13 protein-coding genes and 1 tRNA gene are annotated in these 15,475 nt (G+C 65.2%); 9 read left to right on the top strand and 5 right to left on the bottom strand.

The genetic code is table 11. The features are described from left to right. Positions 1-255 precede the first annotated feature (255 nt). The 4 genes from AC2TC0_RS12165 to AC2TC0_RS12150 all read left to right on the top strand — a co-directional run bounded on the left by AC2TC0_RS12165 (position 256) and on the right by AC2TC0_RS12150 (position 4,228). On the top strand, positions 256-807 hold the full coding sequence (locus AC2TC0_RS12165) for a PH domain-containing protein (protein ID WP_484717788.1): 552 nt from the start codon (positions 256-258) through the stop codon (positions 805-807). Further along, entirely contained in the window at positions 804-2,306 is a 1,503-nt protein-coding gene (locus AC2TC0_RS12160; RefSeq protein WP_484717787.1) for a PH domain-containing protein, read from the top strand. Before AC2TC0_RS12165 ends, AC2TC0_RS12160 begins: the two co-directional genes overlap by 4 nt. Continuing rightward, positions 2,303-4,072, top strand: a complete 1,770-nt coding sequence (gene recJ / locus AC2TC0_RS12155) for a single-stranded-DNA-specific exonuclease RecJ (RefSeq protein WP_484717786.1) — start codon at positions 2,303-2,305, stop codon at positions 4,070-4,072. Before AC2TC0_RS12160 ends, recJ begins: the two co-directional genes overlap by 4 nt. Before the next feature lie 80 nt (positions 4,073-4,152). Further along, a tRNA-Glu gene (locus AC2TC0_RS12150) sits at positions 4,153-4,228 on the top strand. Between the two features lie 16 nt (positions 4,229-4,244). Here the strand turns inward: AC2TC0_RS12150 and AC2TC0_RS12145 are convergent. Next, positions 4,245-4,862: a DUF4126 domain-containing protein gene (locus AC2TC0_RS12145; protein WP_484717785.1), complete on the bottom strand. Its 618-nt coding sequence runs from the start codon at positions 4,860-4,862 to the stop codon at positions 4,245-4,247. Between the two features lie 103 nt (positions 4,863-4,965). Here AC2TC0_RS12145 and AC2TC0_RS12140 point away from each other — a divergent pair, with 103 nt between their 5' ends. Together AC2TC0_RS12140 and AC2TC0_RS12135 are read left to right on the top strand one after the other, a co-directional pair. Continuing rightward, positions 4,966-5,727, top strand: coding sequence for an NUDIX hydrolase (locus tag AC2TC0_RS12140; RefSeq protein WP_484717784.1), 762 nt, complete (start codon positions 4,966-4,968; stop codon positions 5,725-5,727). 203 nt (positions 5,728-5,930) lie between these two features. Next, positions 5,931-6,161 (top strand): hypothetical protein, encoded by a 231-nt coding sequence (locus AC2TC0_RS12135; protein WP_484717783.1) that lies wholly within the window; start codon positions 5,931-5,933, stop codon positions 6,159-6,161. Positions 6,162-6,298: 137 nt separating this feature from the next. Here AC2TC0_RS12135 and AC2TC0_RS12130 read toward each other — a convergent pair whose 3' ends face one another. Next, on the bottom strand, positions 6,299-7,135 hold the full coding sequence (locus tag AC2TC0_RS12130) for a carbon-nitrogen hydrolase family protein (RefSeq protein ID WP_484718124.1): 837 nt from the start codon (positions 7,133-7,135) through the stop codon (positions 6,299-6,301). 107 nt (positions 7,136-7,242) lie between these two features. Between AC2TC0_RS12130 and AC2TC0_RS12125 the strand changes: the two genes are divergently transcribed. Then, the gene (locus AC2TC0_RS12125; RefSeq protein WP_484717782.1) at positions 7,243-10,146 is read left to right on the top strand and encodes a M16 family metallopeptidase; all 2,904 of its coding nucleotides are present in this window, start codon (positions 7,243-7,245) and stop codon (positions 10,144-10,146) included. Position 10,147: 1 nt separating this feature from the next. Here AC2TC0_RS12125 and AC2TC0_RS12120 read toward each other — a convergent pair whose 3' ends face one another. Then, entirely contained in the window at positions 10,148-11,920 is a 1,773-nt protein-coding gene (locus tag AC2TC0_RS12120; protein WP_484717781.1) for a cation:proton antiporter domain-containing protein, read from the bottom strand. Between the two features lie 176 nt (positions 11,921-12,096). Then, positions 12,097-13,317, bottom strand: coding sequence for an NADP-dependent isocitrate dehydrogenase (locus tag AC2TC0_RS12115; RefSeq protein WP_484717780.1), 1,221 nt, complete (start codon positions 13,315-13,317; stop codon positions 12,097-12,099). A gap of 153 nt (positions 13,318-13,470) precedes the next feature. On the opposite strand from AC2TC0_RS12115, the gene AC2TC0_RS12110 reads away from it, so the two are divergent. Next, a complete protein-coding gene (locus AC2TC0_RS12110; protein ID WP_484717779.1) occupies positions 13,471-14,205 on the top strand; it encodes a phosphatidylserine decarboxylase in 735 nt (244 codons plus the stop codon). Then, positions 14,195-15,019, top strand: a complete 825-nt coding sequence (locus AC2TC0_RS12105; RefSeq protein WP_484717778.1) for a CDP-alcohol phosphatidyltransferase family protein — start codon at positions 14,195-14,197, stop codon at positions 15,017-15,019. The genes AC2TC0_RS12110 and AC2TC0_RS12105 overlap by 11 nt, the downstream gene beginning before the upstream one ends. On the opposite strand, the gene AC2TC0_RS12100 is transcribed toward AC2TC0_RS12105, so the two are convergent. After that, positions 14,988-15,260, bottom strand: coding sequence for a hypothetical protein (locus AC2TC0_RS12100; RefSeq protein WP_484717777.1), 273 nt, complete (start codon positions 15,258-15,260; stop codon positions 14,988-14,990). The genes AC2TC0_RS12105 and AC2TC0_RS12100 overlap by 32 nt on opposite strands. Positions 15,261-15,475 lie beyond the last annotated feature (215 nt).

The raw sequence follows: 15,475 nt of genomic DNA, 5'->3' as shown, positions 1-15,475 counted from the left end.
CAGTGGATTGATCCGTCCCGCCGAACTTGTTCCCCGGCGAAAGCCGGGGTCTAGCGCGGCTTGGCGCAAGGCCGCTCTGGGCCCCGGCTTTCGCCGGGGAACCGATGCTGCCTTGGCTGACCGTGATTCAACCCTGCTGCTGCACCTCGCTACACCAAATGGATGCGACCCGATGTGATGGCGCGCACGCTACCATGAAGAAATTGCGCGGCCAAGGCATTGCGGGCGGACGGACGAAGCCTTACTCATAAGTGTATGAGCGAAGTGCAACACTCCGATGCCGCTGGGCCCGACGCCGAAGCCATGGTTCCCGCGCCGCCCGATGACCCTTGGCTCAGCGCGGCGTTGCAGCCGGTGGACCCCGCCTATCCCAAGGTGATGCGGATCGGCATTGCGCTGAGCTGGCTGCCGCTGATGATCGGCGCGGTGGCGATTGATGCGCTGGTGATGCCGCAGATCGAGGGGCCGGTGGGGTTGGTGACGGCGCTGGTGTGGTTCGCCGCGCTGATCGCCATCGTGATGCTGCCCGCGCGGCGCTATGAGCGGCTGGGCTTTGCGCTGGGCGACGAGGATCTGCGCGTCGCGCGCGGCTATTTCTTTCGCACCGACACCATCGTGCCGTTCGTGCGCGTGCAGCATATCGACGTGGGGCAGGGGGTGATCGAGCGGCGCTATGGCCTGTCGCACCTGGTCGTCCACACATCGGGCACGCACAACAGCACGGTGACGCTGCCGGGCCTGCCCGCGCGGCATGCGGCGGAGATGCGCGACGCGATCCGCCGCCATATCGTGTCGGACTTTGCATGAGCGAAGCGGCGCTGACGCTGGTGGAAGAGGATGAAGGCTGGCGGCGGCTGTCGCCGCTGACGCTGCTGCTCGCGGTGATCGGGCTGGGGCCGAAGCTGGTGCGGATGGTGCCCGCGCTGGCGGCCATCGGGATTGCGGGCAGCTGGACCTATGTCGCGCCGGCGATGGGGGTGTTCCTGCTGGCGAGCTTGGGGTTCAGCTGGCTGGCCTGGGCACGCTTTCGCTGGCGGATCGCCGAGGATGCGGTGGTGATCGAAAGCGGCATATTCGACCGCCAGCACCGCACCATCCCCTTTGACCGCATACAGGACGTCAGCATCGAACAGGGTGTGGTGGCGCGCGCGCTGGGCCTGGCCAAAGTGGCGTTCGAAACCGGCGCGGCGGAGACGGAAAAGGGGAAGGGCGACCTCGACGCGCTGGCGCTGGAGGAAGCGGAGGACCTGCGCCGTTCCATCCGCGCGTGGCGCAGCGGCGCGGTGGTGGCGGCCGACGGCGCGGCCGAAGTTGCGGACGATGATGATGAGTTGTTCAGCATGTCGCCGCAGCGGCTGGTGCTTGCCGGGCTGTTCAACTTTTCGCTGGCGGCGCTGGCGGTGGTGGGCGTGGCGGCGCAGTGGTTCGATGACCTGCTGCCCATGGATATATTCAGCGTGCGATTCTGGATGAACCTGGCCGAAGACAGCGGCGTGGGCGACTGGATTCAGGCGCACCAATGGGTCGCGGGGATTGGCGCCATCATCGCGCTGCTTTTCGTCGGCTTTGCGACGGGCGTGGTGCGCACGGTGCTGGTCAACTGGAATTTCCTGCTGACGCTGGGGCCGCGCGCGTTCCGGCGGGTACGCGGGCTGACGACGCGCACCGATGTGGCGATCCCGCTGGCGCGCGTGCAGGCGGCGGTGGTGGCAAGCGGCATCATCCGCCAGCGCTGGGGCTGGCACGAGCTGCGCCTGCAGAGCCTGGCCAGCGACGGCGGCGAGGAGAAAGACCATCAGCTGGTGCCGTTCGGGCAGCTGGCCGATATCGACCGCGTGCTGGCGCCGGTCCGGCTGGCGCGGCCCTCGGGCGATGCGGATGCGGTTCAGGTGCCAGTGCTGGCGCAGGCGGCGGGGATGCTGATGGTTGCGGCCTTGCTGGCGACCGGGGGGCTGGTGGCGGTGCTGCTGGGGCTGTGGCAGGGCGCGGTTCCGCTGCTGGTCGCGGCGGTGATGGTCGTCGGCGCGTTGCTGCCCGCCATGCGCCACCGCTGGGCCGATGATGGCCGGGTACTGTATATCTGGCGCGGCTGGTGGTCGCCGCGGCTGACCATATTGCCCTTTGCCAATGTGCAGAGCGCGGATCTGGCCGACGGGCCGCTGCTGCGCCGGTTTGGCTGTGTGCGCTTGGCGCTGGGCGTGCCGGGCGAAAGCGCGCTCGCCAGTCACGATATCGATGCGGTGCCGGTGACGCTGGCGGCAGATTTGCGCGCCCGCATTCTTGCGGCGCGGGCGGTGCGCGCATGAGCGGCGAAATTGCCCTTGGCATCACGCACAGCATCAACGGTCAGGGGTGGCGCTGGCGGCGGGCGAGCAACGATGTGGGGGGCGACGGGCTGACCCCGCAGGATCTGGTCACGCAATTGCTGCTCGCGCGCGGCGTGGAGCCGGATGATCTGGAGCGTCACCGCGCACCGTCCCTGCGCGGCTTCATGCCCGATCCCGCCATTTTTCAGGATATGGAGCGCGCGGCGGCGCGGCTGGCCGACGCGGTTCAGGCGGGCGAGCCGCTTACCATCTTTGGCGACTATGACGTCGATGGTGCGACGTCGGCGGCGCTGTTGGTCCGCCTGTTGCGGCAATTGGGGCTGGAGCCCGGCGCCTATATCCCCGACCGGCTGATGGAGGGTTATGGCCCGTCGGGCGCGGCGCTGGTGAAACTGGGCAAGGCGGGATCGCGGCTGATCGTCACCGTCGATTGCGGCGCACAGGCGTTCGAAGCGCTGGCCGAGGCGCGCGCGGCGGGCATCGAGGTCATTGTGGTTGACCACCACCAGTGCGCGACGACGCTCCCCGACGGCTATGCCATCGTCAACCCGAACCGGCTGGATGAAGCCCCGGAGGCGGCGGTGCATGGCAATCTGGCGGCGGTGGGCGTGGCTTTCCTGCTCGGCGCGGCGCTGCTGCGCCTTTTGCGGGCGCGCGGGTTCTTCGTGAACCGCGCCGAGCCCGATCTCAAGCAGCTGCTCGACATCGTCGCGCTCGGCACGGTGGCCGACGTTGCCAAGCTGACTGGTTTCAACCGGGCGCTGGTGACGCAGGGCCTGAAAGTGATGGCGCGGCGCGGCAATGTTGGGCTGAGCGCGCTGATGGACGCTTCGCGCCTGACGCGCAGTCCGCAGGCGAGCGATTTGGGCTTTGCGCTGGGGCCGCGCATCAATGCGGGCGGACGCGTCGGCAAATCGGACCTCGGCGTGCGGCTGCTGACCACCGAGGACGCAGGCGAGGCGGCCACGATCGCCGCCGAATTGTCGCGCCTTAACGAAGAGCGCCGCGCCATCGAGGCTGGCGTGCTCGAAGAGGCGCTGGCCAAGGGCAGCGCCACCGCCAATGCCGCGGTGTCCATCGTCTCGGGCAACGGCTGGCACCCCGGCGTTATTGGTATCGTCGCCGCGCGGCTGAAGGAACGCATGGGACGCCCCGCCATCGTCATCGCGGTGGACGAGGCCGGCGTGGGCAAAGGATCGGGCCGCTCGATCAACGGCGTTGATCTGGGCGCAGCGGTGCTGGCGGCCAAGGACTACGGCCTGCTGATTGCAGGCGGCGGGCATGCAATGGCAGCGGGCCTTACCATCGGTGCAGGCAAGATCGACGCATTGACCGAGTTTCTGAACGACCGTCTGGCCGAGGCCGTGGCGCGCGCGACCGCCGACCGCATGCTGTCCATCGACGCGGTGCTCGCCCCGCGCGGCATTGCGCCGCTGTGGTGCGACGCCATCGAGGCGGCGGGGCCGTTCGGGGCCGGCTGGCCCGCTCCGCGCGTCGCCACCGGGCCGGTGCGCATTGTCGATGTGTCGGTGGTCGGCACCGACCATGTCCGCGCGCTGGCCAGCGGCGACGATGGCGCGCGTTTCAAGGCAATGGCGTTTCGCAGCGCGGAAACCGAATTGGGTCAGGCGCTGCTGGCCTCGCGCGGGCGGCGGCTGTGGCTCGCGGGCCGCGCCAAACGCGACGATTGGGGCGGACGCGAGGCTGCCGAACTGCATGTCGAGGATGCCGCCTGGGCGGACTAAGCTATTGCCTGCCAAGAATCGCGCGCGGACCCCTTGACCCCCCGCAGGTGCGCGTCTAAGGCGCGCGCTCACCGAACGACGGCCCCTTCGTCTAGCGGTCTAGGACGTCGCCCTTTCACGGCGAAAACACGGGTTCGAGTCCCGTAGGGGTCACCATTTCTGTCGCGGTGCGTCAGCCCGTTTCCGAAGATGAACGCTGGTCCGGCGTCAGGGCGCGCTTGATGTTGCGCAGCAGACGGCCGAGCACCCAGATAACGGCGACCGCTGCCAGTGCCAGCACGATAGCAATGCCGATGGCCAGCGCCGGAAAGGCGATGGCGAGCGTTAATAGTCCGCCGGTCGCGACATCTTCGCCCGCCGACACGGCGACATTGCTGAATGGTTCGGGGCTGACGTTGACGACGGCGCGGGTTGTCGCCTTTGCCCCGTGGCTGAGCAGCGCGCCGCCGCCGCCAAGCAGGAAGGCGATTACCTGCCATATAGGGTCAGACGCATCGACCAGCGCCAACGCCAATAGCGCACCCCCCATGGGCCGAACGAAACTGTGGATGGCGTCCCAGACGCTATCGACCCAGGCCACTTTGTCGGCAAAAAATTCGGCGATGGTGCCAACGGCGGCGGCGCCCAGTACCCAGGGCTCAGCCAGCACTTTCAGCGCCGCCAGATGCTCGGGCAAGGGCAGCCAGCCGAAATGCATCGCCGTGCCGGTGGCGAGGATGGTGAGATAGAGCCGCCACCCAGCCAGCAGGCTGAGGCTGCCGGCCACACCCAAAATCTCGATGATGTCCATCCGCGCGTTTGCCCCCCCCTACAATCGCCCGCCGCCAGCATGCGCCGGGCGATGAGGCCGCGCAAGCGCTTGCGCGCAGCGATTGCCGCGCTACCAGCAAGGCATGAACGAAGAGATTGTGATTGAGGGTGCCATTCCTGCGGCGACGCTGGTCATCATGCGCCCCGGCGCGAAGGCAGCCGAGTTATTGTTGGTGAAGCGGGCAACCACCATGGCCTTTGCCGCCGGGGCCGTTGTTTTCCCGGGCGGGCGCATCGATCCTGATGATCATTGCGTGGCGGCCCTGCACGGTATGCCAACGCTGGAAGGCGCGGCCCGGGTCGCGGCGCTGCGCGAAACAATCGAGGAAACGGGGTTGCCAGTTGGATGGCCAACGCTGGAACCTGATTCGCTGGAGGCGGTGCGCGCTGACCTGCTTGCCGAACGGCCGCTGTCGTCGATTCTCGCCGAGCGCGGCGACCGGTTGGAGCTGGACGCGCTCGTGCCATTTGCGCGCTGGTGCCCCAATTTCAAGGAAGCGCGCACCTTCGACACCTGGTTCTTTGCGGTTGCCGCGCCCGACCATGGGCACGAGCTGAGCGTTAGCGAAGCCGAGCACAGCCACATTTTTTGGGGCACAGCGCAGAGTGCGCTCGATGCCGCCGATGCTGGCGACATCAGCATCATTTTTCCAACCCGGCGCAATCTGGAACGGCTTGCCGGCCATGCGTCAGCGGACAGTTTCGCGCAGCACGCCCGCCAATACCCCGTGCGCCGGATAACCCCGTGGATCGAAGAGCATGACGAGGGTACGAGGTTATGTATTCCGACCGATTTGGGCTATCCCGTAACCTCCGAAAACTGGGAAAAAGTGCGCAGAGGGTGATTTTTGTCGCAAAGCAATTTTCAATCCGACGGATATTCGCGGCATTCCGTCGTCAAAGGTTACCAGCTTCATAAAATGCGACAAAAAGAATGTTGCAATGCCGCAAGGCAGTGGGTAGAGCGGAATGGACTGTCCAGTTGGTCGGGAAATTCTCCTTCCCGTAATCATCTGGGGTACAGGCAGTCCAGTGGATGGAGATTATAATGAACATTCTCAAGAAGGCGGCTGTTGCTCTTGCTGCCACGTCGATGCTGGTCGCACCGGTCGCTGCTTCGGCTGCTCCGCTTGCTGACCTGCGTGCCATTTCGGCAGTTGAAGGCGAAAGCGACGTCGAAGGCGCGTCGTGGGTCCTGATCCTGATCGGTGTTGCTGCGGCCATTGGCGCCATCGTAGCAATCTCTGACGGCAGCGACGACGAACCGACCAGCCCGTAATCGGCTGAGCCTTCAAAGCTATACAGAGGGGTCGTTGCCTTTGGCAGCGGCCCCTTTGCTGCGTGTGGTTTGCCTTGAAGGGTGTTGGTGGCATCGTGCCGAATCGGCCCGATGTCATTCGTGAAGCGCCTGCGTGCTTAGAATTTGAGGGTCCGCATTTCGCGCGACCGCGCCAGCGGGATGGCTGCCCGCGCCTGCGCCACAGCCGCCAGGTCGATTCGGGCGGTAATCAGCGTCGGTTCGCGAGACAGCGAATCGCCGGCAGGAGCCTCAGCCAATATTTCGCCCCAGGGATTGATGATCAGGCTGTGACCATAAGTGGCGCGGCCATCGGCGTGCGTCCCGGCCTGCGCCGCGGCGACGATGAAGCAGCCGGTTTCAATCGCGCGAGCGCGCAGCAGGACATGCCAATGCGCCTGACCGGTGGGCACTGTGAAAGCCGCCGGAACGGCAATGACGTCGGCTCCGGCTCCCGCCAGCGCGGCGAATAATTCGGGAAAACGCAGATCAAAGCAGATCGTCAGGCCCAGCCGTCCAGCGGGCGTGTCGGCCAACGCAATCCGGTCACCACCAGCATAAGCCGCTGATTCGCGCCAGCTTTCACCGCTGGGCAGGTCGACATCGAACATATGCACCTTGTCATAGCGCGCGGCGAGATCGCCATCGGGCGAGAAGACCAAGCTGCGGTTGACGCGCCGTGCGCCATCGTCGGTCAGGAAGGGCGCTGATCCGGCATGCAGCCATAATGCGTTGTCGGCGGCGATGGCGGCCAGCCGCGCGGGCCAGCGCGAATCGTCTTCGCGTACAATGTGCGCCGCCGATCGTTGCCGATCGCGGTCGAGCAGCAGCGCCATTTCCGGCAAAAACAGCATTGCCGCGCCTGCGCTGCGCGCTGCGGCTGCGGCGGCGGCAATCTGGTCCAGATTGCCGCCTGGGTCGATCCCGCTCGTCATCTGGGCGGCGGCGATGATGATATCGTGCATCGCGGCACGATAGGCGGCGACCACAATGGCAACAAGAATATTGGCGGAGCCGCTTTCGTTCATTGGCGCGCAAGCTTTTGTGGGGCTAGAAGGGCGGAATGTTGAACCTCCCCCGCTGGCGCGTGCTGCGCTGGATCGCTCCTGTCTTTGCCCTTGGTTTGCTGGCTCCGGCCAGTCTGACCGCCACCGAGCCATCGGCGAGCAGCGTCCCTGCCGATGACTGGCTATATGTCGGCAGCGACATTCCGCGCGATCCCGAATGGACGTTCGGCACGTTGCCCAATGGGCTGCGCTACGCGGTACGCAACAATGGCGTGCCCCCGGGGCAGGTGTCGATTCGGGTGCGGCTCGATGTGGGTTCGCTGTACGAGCGCGACGACGAACGCGGTTTTGCCCATTTGCTCGAACATCTGGCTTTTCGCGGGTCCGAACATGTACCCGACGGCGAAGCGCGGCGGATCTGGCAACGCTTTGGTGTGACCTTTGGCAGCGACAGCAATGCCCAGACAACGCCGACGGAAACGGTCTATAAGCTTGACCTGCCCAGCGTGACTCCCGACACGCTGGACGAGGGGATGAAGCTGCTCGCCGGGATGATCCGCGCGCCGCGGATCGAAACGGCCTCGCTTGATGCCGAGCGCAGCATCGTGCTGGCCGAATTGCGCGAAGCCGACGGGCCGCAGTTGCGCGTCAGCGACCGGATGAACAACCATATCTTCGCCGGGCAGCGGCTAGCGGGGCGCTCGCCCATCGGTACGCCGGAAACGCTGGCGGGCGCACGCGCCGAAAACGTCAGCGATTTTCACCGGCGCTATTACCGGCCCGAGAATGCCGTCGTGGTGATGGTCGGCGACGGCGACCCGGCGAACTTTGCCGCCTTGATCAAACGCCATTTCGGCGGCTGGCGCGGCAAGGGCAAGGCGGGCGAAATGCCGCCGCTGGGCGATCCCGATCCGGCGCAGCCGAAGGTTGCGGTGATCGCTGAACCGGCGCAACCGCGCACCCTGACGCTGGCGACGATCCGGCCCTGGCGGCACCAGACCGATACGCTCGCCTATACGCGCCAGCTCTACCTCGATTTTCTGGCGACCGCGCTCATCAACCGCCGGTTTGAGCGCGCGGCGCGCTCGGGCGGGAGTTATCTGGTCGCCAGCGCGCAGCAAGAGGTGGTGAGCCGCTCGGCCGACATTACCACGGTTCAGGTCGTGCCCGCGGGTGACAATTGGCAGGCGGCGCTGCGCGATGTCCGATCGGTTATCGCTGCCGCTGTCAGCACCGCGCCGACGCAGGCCGAGATCGACCGCGAGGCCAATGAAATCGCTGCCTTTCTGCAAAAAGAACTCGACAATGCCCGCAACGAGCCCGCTGCGCGGCTAGCCGATGATGTTATCCGTGCGGTCGACATCGGCGAGGTGGTGACCAATCCAGCCACGCAGGTCAGCATGTTTGCGGCGATCCGCGCCAGCGCCTCGCCGCAAGTCATGCTGGAAACGACGCGCAAGCTGTTCGCCGGACCGGTCGAGCGACTGGCGATGGTCGCGCCGGCGGCGATGCCCGGCGACGAATTGGCTCTGGCGCAAGCGCTCGCCGAGCCCGCCGTGGCGCTGGTGCAAAATGTTGACGCCAGGCCCGTGACCATGGCCGATGTGCCGAAGCTGGGCGCGCCCGGCACGGTCAGCGAGGTCGCGCAAATCCCGGGGCTCAATGCCCGCCGATTTGTGCTGAGCAACGGCGTCGTCGCGCTGGTGTCGAGCAATGGCGTGGAACCTGACAAGGTCCGCGTCAACGTGCGCTTCGGCAATGGCGCGCGCAGCGTGGCTGCTGATGCGCCGAGCTTGCTGTGGACGGGCGACTACGCGCTCGCGGCGAGCGGCATCGGTTCGCTGGGGCAGAATGAACTCGACGAATTGACCAACGGCCGACAGCTCCAGTTGAATTTTGCGGTCGAAGACAATGGGTTTGAGTGGACGGCAGAAACCAGTCCCGCCGATCTGGCCGACCAGTTGAAGTTGATTACCGCCAAGCTGGCGCAGCCAGGCTGGGACCCGGCGCCCATCGCGCGGCTCAAACTGGGAATGCTCACCGGCTTTGACCAGGCCGAAACGACGCCGGGCGGCCTGATCGAGCGCGATCTGCTCGCCTGGCTGCGCGACCGCGACAGCCGCTGGCAGCCGCCGTCGCGCGAGGCGATCAATGCGCTGACGCCCGAGGCCTTCCGCGCTTTTTGGGAACCGCAGCTGAAATCGGGGCCGATCGAGGTGCAATTGTTTGGCGATCTGGGCAGTGTTGATGTCGGGACGCTGCTTGCCGAAACGCTGGGCACGCTGCAGCCAACGGCCACCACTCCGCCCGCGGGCGGCCAACGACTGACCTTCCCCGCCGCGACCCCGACGCCGCGCGTGGTGACCCACAAGGGCGATTCGGGGCAGGCGGCGGCACTGCTGGCTTGGCCGACGGGCGGCGGCATCGGCGGGATCCGCACCGGCCGCCAGATCGATGTGCTCGCTGCCATTTTCAACGACCGGCTGTTCGAACGGCTGCGCGCGCAGGACGGCGCGAGCTATGGGCCGATTGTGACCAGCGACTGGCCAACGGGATTTGACGACGGCGGCTATTTGCTGGTCGGCAGCCTGCTAGCGCCGAAGGACATCGACCGCTTTTTTGACATTGCCGGAGACATAGCGCGCGAGCTGGCCAGCAAGCCGGTCAGCGATGACGAGTTGGGGCGGGCCGCCGGACCAATCCGCGAACAGATTACGCGCGCACTGACCGGTAATCTTTACTGGATGCACCTGCTGGAGGGGGCCTCGCGCGACCCGCGCGTGGTGCGTGCGGCGCTGAGCATCGAGGATCATGCACGGGCCATCACCCCGGCCGATATTCAGGCGCTGGCGCAGCGCTATTTGGTTGCCGAGCGGCGTTGGTCGCTGGTGATATTGCCGCCGGGGCAGACGCTGGCCGGAACGCGCATTGGCGGCGACGCAAACGCCGCCCCGCGCTGAATCATTCCGGATTGGCTTTGCGCAAATTGCGCAGCCGGGGAGGGGAGTCGAGTTCGCCCTTGGTCATGATTTCGCGCCGCATACGGTCGCGCACTTCGTGAATTGAGGCGATCACAGGGCCCATGGCGACGCCAAGGTCAATCAGCAACGCTTCGGCCAATTGCAGCGAACTTTCGAGCGTTTCGGGCACGGCGTCGGTGGCGCCGGCGCGATACAGATCGGCGGCATGGTCGGCATCGCGGGCGCGGGTGATGATCGGCAATTGCGGGAAGCGCGCGCGCAACTTGCGCGTCAGGGCGAGCTGCTGCACTGGATCGTCCATCGTCATCACCACCGCATGCGCGGCCGCCAGATCGAGCCGGTCGATCACCCCGGCGCGGCTGACGTCTGCAAAACGGATGGCAAAGCCTGTCCGGCGCGCCGCCGTCACGGTGTCGATGTCGGCATCCACCGCCAGATAGGGGCGGTCATGTTCGCGTAGCAGCTCGGCCACGGTCTGACCCACGCGGCCAAAGCCGACGACCAATGTCCGGCCGGAAATGTCATCGCCGCTGTCAACCGGAGCCCCGGCTAACTCAATCCGCCGCGCGACATCATGGCCAACGCGGGCCAGCAATGGCGTGATTGTCAAACCGATGGCGGTTACAATCTGCCAGAATTCCCCGGTGGCACGATCGACCAGTCCGGCAGTCATAGCGGCGGTGAGCACGATCAATGTGGTTTCGGATGGGCTGGCCATGAGCACGCCAACTTCTGCCGCCGTGCCGCGCCGCGCCCCTGCCATGCGCAGCAGGCCGCCGGTAACCAGCGCCTTGACCAGCACCACGCCGACGACCGCCAGCACCAACTGCGGCCACTGTGCCGCGATCTTTTCAAGGTTCAGGCTCATCCCGACGCTGATCAGGAAGACGCCCAGCGCCAACCCCTTGAACGGGTCGATGATGGCCTCGACTTCGGCATGATAGTCGGTTTCGGCGATCATCAGGCCAGCCATCAGTGCGCCAAATATCGGCGACAGCCCGACTGCTGCCGTCGCCATTGCTGCGACGATCACGACCAGCAGGCTGGCGGCGAGAAAAATCTCGCTGCTCTTGGCGCGTGCCGCTTGCGCGAACATCACCGGCAATATCCAGCGGCCGGCGGCGGCGAGCACCGCGACCACCACCGCTCCCTGCCACAGGGTCGTCATGAGCAGTGCCAGTCCGCCGTCGCCCTCCATGGCGGGTGCCAGCGCACCGAGCAGGAAGATGATGGGCACAATGGCCAGATCCTCGAACAGCAGCATGGCAAAGGCCGACCTGCCGACGATGCTCTTGGTGCCGGTAATGCGCAGCACCAACGCGGTTGAGGATAGCGCGAGCGCAAGCCCCAGTCCCAGCGCTGCGGCGGGCGCATAGCCGCCGATGGCGTAAAGCAACAGCGCGAGGATGACGCCGCCGCCGATCAGCTGGCCCGCGCCCACCCCGAACACCAGCTTGCGCATGTTCCACACGCGGCGGAACGACAATTCCAGCCCGATGGAAAACAAGAGCAGGATAATGCCAAGTTCGGCAAAGGGCGCAATCGCCTCGCGGTTGCTGATCGAGAAATATTGCAGCCAGGGCCGCTCGTTGGCGAGCGCCCCCAGCATGGCGGGACCCACCAGCACGCCGACCAATATGAAGCCGATGACCGGGGAAATGCGGATGCGCGCGAAAGCGGGGATGACAATCCCCGCCGCGCCCAGCACGACCAGCGTGTTCGCAAGTCCGCTGCTGCCATAATCAATCGCCATGCACCGGCTATGGCGCATGCGGGGCCGATTGTCAGGGGGAAGTTGGGGTGGACGGCAAAACCACCCCAGCATCGTCATCCTGGACGTGATCCGGGATAACGCACGCGTTCGGTTTGTTATCCCGGATCACGTCCGGGATGACGAGATTTCGGGAATTAACGTGCCCAGTTCGCCGCTTACGCCCACTTCCCCATCGCTTTTTCGAGATTCTCGCGGATCGCCTCGAAGAACATCTCGGTCGTCATCCAGCTCTGGTCGGGGCCGATCAGCAGCGCCAGGTCCTTTGTCATCTTGCCTTCTTCGACGGTCTGGATGCAAACACGCTCGAGCGTCTGGGCAAAGCGGGTGACATCGGGCGTGTCGTCAAACTTGCCGCGATAGGACAGGCCCTGGGTCCAAGCGAAGATTGACGCGATGGGATTGGTGCTGGTCGCCTTGCCCTGCTGATGCATGCGATAGTGGCGGGTTACGGTGCCGTGCGCGGCTTCGGCCTCGACCGTGCGGCCATCGGGGCTGAGCAAGACCGAGGTCATGAGGCCCAGCGAACCAAAGCCCTGCGCCACCGTATCCGACTGGACATCGCCGTCATAATTCTTGCAGGCCCAGACGAACTTGCCGCTCCATTTCAGCGCGGAAGCAACCATGTCGTCGATCAGGCGATGTTCGTAAACGGTGCCGGCCGCCTTGAACTTGTCAGCGAATTCGGCGTCGAACACTTCCTGAAAGATATCCTTGAAGCGCCCGTCATACGCCTTGAGGATGGTGTTCTTGGTCGAAAGATAGAGCGGCCAACCGCGCCCGGCGGCGTAGTTCATGCAGGCGCGGGCAAAATCGGCGATGCTATCGTCGAGGTTGTACATGCCCATGGCGACGCCCGACGAGGGGAATTGGAACACTTCCTCGTCGATGACCGTGCCGTCATCGCCTTCAAACACCAGCCGCAGCTTGCCAGGGCCAGGCACGCGGAAATCAGTCGCTTTATATTGGTCGCCAAAAGCGTGCCGGCCGACCACGATGGGATCGGTCCAACCGGGGACAAGGCGCGGCACATTTTTGATAACGATCGGTTCGCGGAAAACAACGCCACCCAAAATGTTGCGGATGGTGCCGTTGGGCGACTTCCACATCGATTTCAGGCCAAATTCCTCGACGCGTTGTTCGTCAGGGGTGATCGTCGCGCATTTGACCCCGACGCCATATTTCTGGATTGCACGCGCCGATTCCACCGTGATGCGGTCGTTGGTTTCGTCGCGCTTCTCGATGCCAAGGTCGTAATAATGCAGGTCAATGTCGAGATAGGGCAGGATCAGTTTTTCGCGGATCCACTGCCAGATGATGCGCGTCATTTCGTCGCCATCAAGCTCGACAACCGGATTTTTGACCTTGATTTTGCCCATGATCGCCTTTTCCTGTGGGGAGGGTTTCGAGCGGGCCTTAGGCAAAGCCGGATTGCGGGTCAATGCGCGCGCTTGCGGTGTCGGCCGACGCTGCGCCAAGCTTTTCGGCCAGCGACATTGCCACGGGCGAGGCAGCGCCCTAGATAGACCGCCATGTCGCAAACTTCTCACAGTAACCGCCCCGGTGGTGGGATCAAATGGCAATGGCCATCGGTCCATCCGGAGGGGCGCAAATTCGTCCTGATTGCCGCCTTTATCTGCGTGGTATTCGCGCTGATGGCCTGGGAAACGCTGGCTTGGCCAATGGCCGGCATCACTGTCTGGGTTGCGGCCTTCTTCCGCGATCCGGTGCGCGTGACGCCGACGGGCAGCGACCTGATTATCGCCCCCGCTGACGGGCTGGTGACGCAAATTGCCGAGGTGCCGCCGCCGCCCGAAATGGCGGGCCCGGGGGGGCTGGGCGATGCACCGTTGACGCGGGTATCGATTTTCATGAGCGTGTTCGATGTGCATATCAATCGCACCCCGATTGCGGGAACGGTGCGGCAGCTGGTTTATATCCCGGGCAAATTCCTGAACGCCGATCTCGACAAGGCGAGCGAGGAAAATGAGCGCCAGCATTTTGTGGTCGAGCGCGCGGATGGCGTGCGCATCGGCTTTACCCAGATTGCCGGGCTGGTTGCGCGGCGCATCCTGCCTTTTGTGAAGGTGGGGGATATGCTGGGGACCGGCCAGCGCGTGGGCCTGATCCGTTTCGGCAGCCGGGTCGATGTGTTCCTCCCTGCCGGTACCAGCCCGAGCGTGCTGCTGGGCCAGCGCACGCTCGCGGGCGAAACCATCATCGCGCGGCTGGGCGTCGGGGCGGAGCAGGACGGCATTGGCCAGTAACGACCAATCCGGGGGTGACAGGGTGCATCCCGCGCGCGCGCGCCGGGTGCGCGGCATTCCGCTGCGAGCGATTCCGGCCAATGTGATCACCGCGCTCGCGCTGTGCAGCGGGCTGACCGGTGTGCTGTTTGCTATCGCCGCATCGCAGAGCGGGGCGGTGATGGATTGGAAATATGCAGTGGGCGCGATTGTCGTTGCCGGGGTGCTCGACGGCATGGACGGCCGCGTCGCGCGCATGCTGAATGGCCAGAGCCGCTTCGGTGCCGAGCTTGATTCGCTGTCGGATGTGATTGCTTTTGGCGTGTCGCCGGCGCTGATTACCTATCTTTGGGCCATCGGGGACGAAAGCCGCCAATGGGGCTGGATTTGCGCACTGGGCTACGTCATCTGCGCAGCGTTGCGGCTCGCGCGCTTTAATGCCGCTATCGATGTCGAGGACCAGCCGCACAAATCGGCTGGCTTTCTGACTGGCGTGCCCGCACCAGCGGGAGCGGGGCTGGTGTTCCTGCCGCTGTACCTGTGGTTTGTGACCGGCAATGAGCTGTTTCGCCAGCCACTGCCGGTGGCGCTATGGCTGGGCGCGGTTGGCATATTGATGATTTCGAATCTCGCCACCTTCAGCTGGGGGCGGGTGCGCGTGCGCCAGACGCTGCGGCTCGAACTGATCCTGCTCGCGGCGCTAGCGGGCTCGGCGCTCTTTTTCACGCCATGGCACCTGCTGGCATTGATCAGCTTTGTTTACGTCGCGCTCATCCCGTTCAGCGTCATGAGCTATGCCCGCATCAGGCGGCAGCGCGCAGCGCCATCGGCGTGAGCGCGCGGCGGTGCTGCGCCGCCCGGCTGTCCATCCCGCGCCGCACCGGCCCAACCTTCACCCGCGCCAGCCGATCCGGCGACGGCCCGCCCGCATCGATGAGCCGCGTTCCAAAAGCGCCCTGTCCCGCCAGCGCCGACAGGATGGCAGAACGGTTACCCGCGAGCATGCCCACGATTACCAGCAATGCGAAAGCCGCCCCAGTGGTGAACAACAGTGAAATGGCAAAGGTCAGCATCATCTTGGTCCCTTCCGTTGGGGGGCAGGCGGACAACGCCAGTTGCCCCTTATCCGTTCCATGTTCATGTTTTGTTCCACACAGTGTTGGGCTTGTCAAGCGTCAAGTTCGCCTGCCTTTGCAATCGTTCGTCGTCCCGGACTTGATCCGGGACAACATGCCAAAAGTAGCTTGTTGTCCCGGATCAAGTCCGGGACCGCGAGGCAGAGGGATTTCCC

It is taken from the genome of Sphingopyxis sp. sgz302558, assembly GCF_057220455.1.
The sequence above is the reverse complement of the archived record's forward strand: the minus strand, read 5'-3'. Positions and strand labels throughout refer to the sequence as shown.

Coding starts and splice junctions, on each gene's coding strand:
- AC2TC0_RS12120 (WP_484717781.1), bottom strand. CDS start 11,920: ATGGCGATTGATTATGGCAGCAGCGGACTTGCGAACACGCTGGTCGTG.
- recJ (WP_484717786.1), top strand. CDS start 2,303: ATGAGCGGCGAAATTGCCCTTGGCATCACGCACAGCATCAACGGTCAG.
- AC2TC0_RS12135 (WP_484717783.1), top strand. CDS start 5,931: ATGAACATTCTCAAGAAGGCGGCTGTTGCTCTTGCTGCCACGTCGATG.
- AC2TC0_RS12125 (WP_484717782.1), top strand. CDS start 7,243: ATGTTGAACCTCCCCCGCTGGCGCGTGCTGCGCTGGATCGCTCCTGTC.
- AC2TC0_RS12100 (WP_484717777.1), bottom strand. CDS start 15,260: ATGATGCTGACCTTTGCCATTTCACTGTTGTTCACCACTGGGGCGGCT.
- AC2TC0_RS12145 (WP_484717785.1), bottom strand. CDS start 4,862: ATGGACATCATCGAGATTTTGGGTGTGGCCGGCAGCCTCAGCCTGCTG.
- AC2TC0_RS12160 (WP_484717787.1), top strand. CDS start 804: ATGAGCGAAGCGGCGCTGACGCTGGTGGAAGAGGATGAAGGCTGGCGG.
- AC2TC0_RS12115 (WP_484717780.1), bottom strand. CDS start 13,317: ATGGGCAAAATCAAGGTCAAAAATCCGGTTGTCGAGCTTGATGGCGAC.
- AC2TC0_RS12110 (WP_484717779.1), top strand. CDS start 13,471: ATGTCGCAAACTTCTCACAGTAACCGCCCCGGTGGTGGGATCAAATGG.
- AC2TC0_RS12140 (WP_484717784.1), top strand. CDS start 4,966: ATGAACGAAGAGATTGTGATTGAGGGTGCCATTCCTGCGGCGACGCTG.
- AC2TC0_RS12165 (WP_484717788.1), top strand. CDS start 256: ATGAGCGAAGTGCAACACTCCGATGCCGCTGGGCCCGACGCCGAAGCC.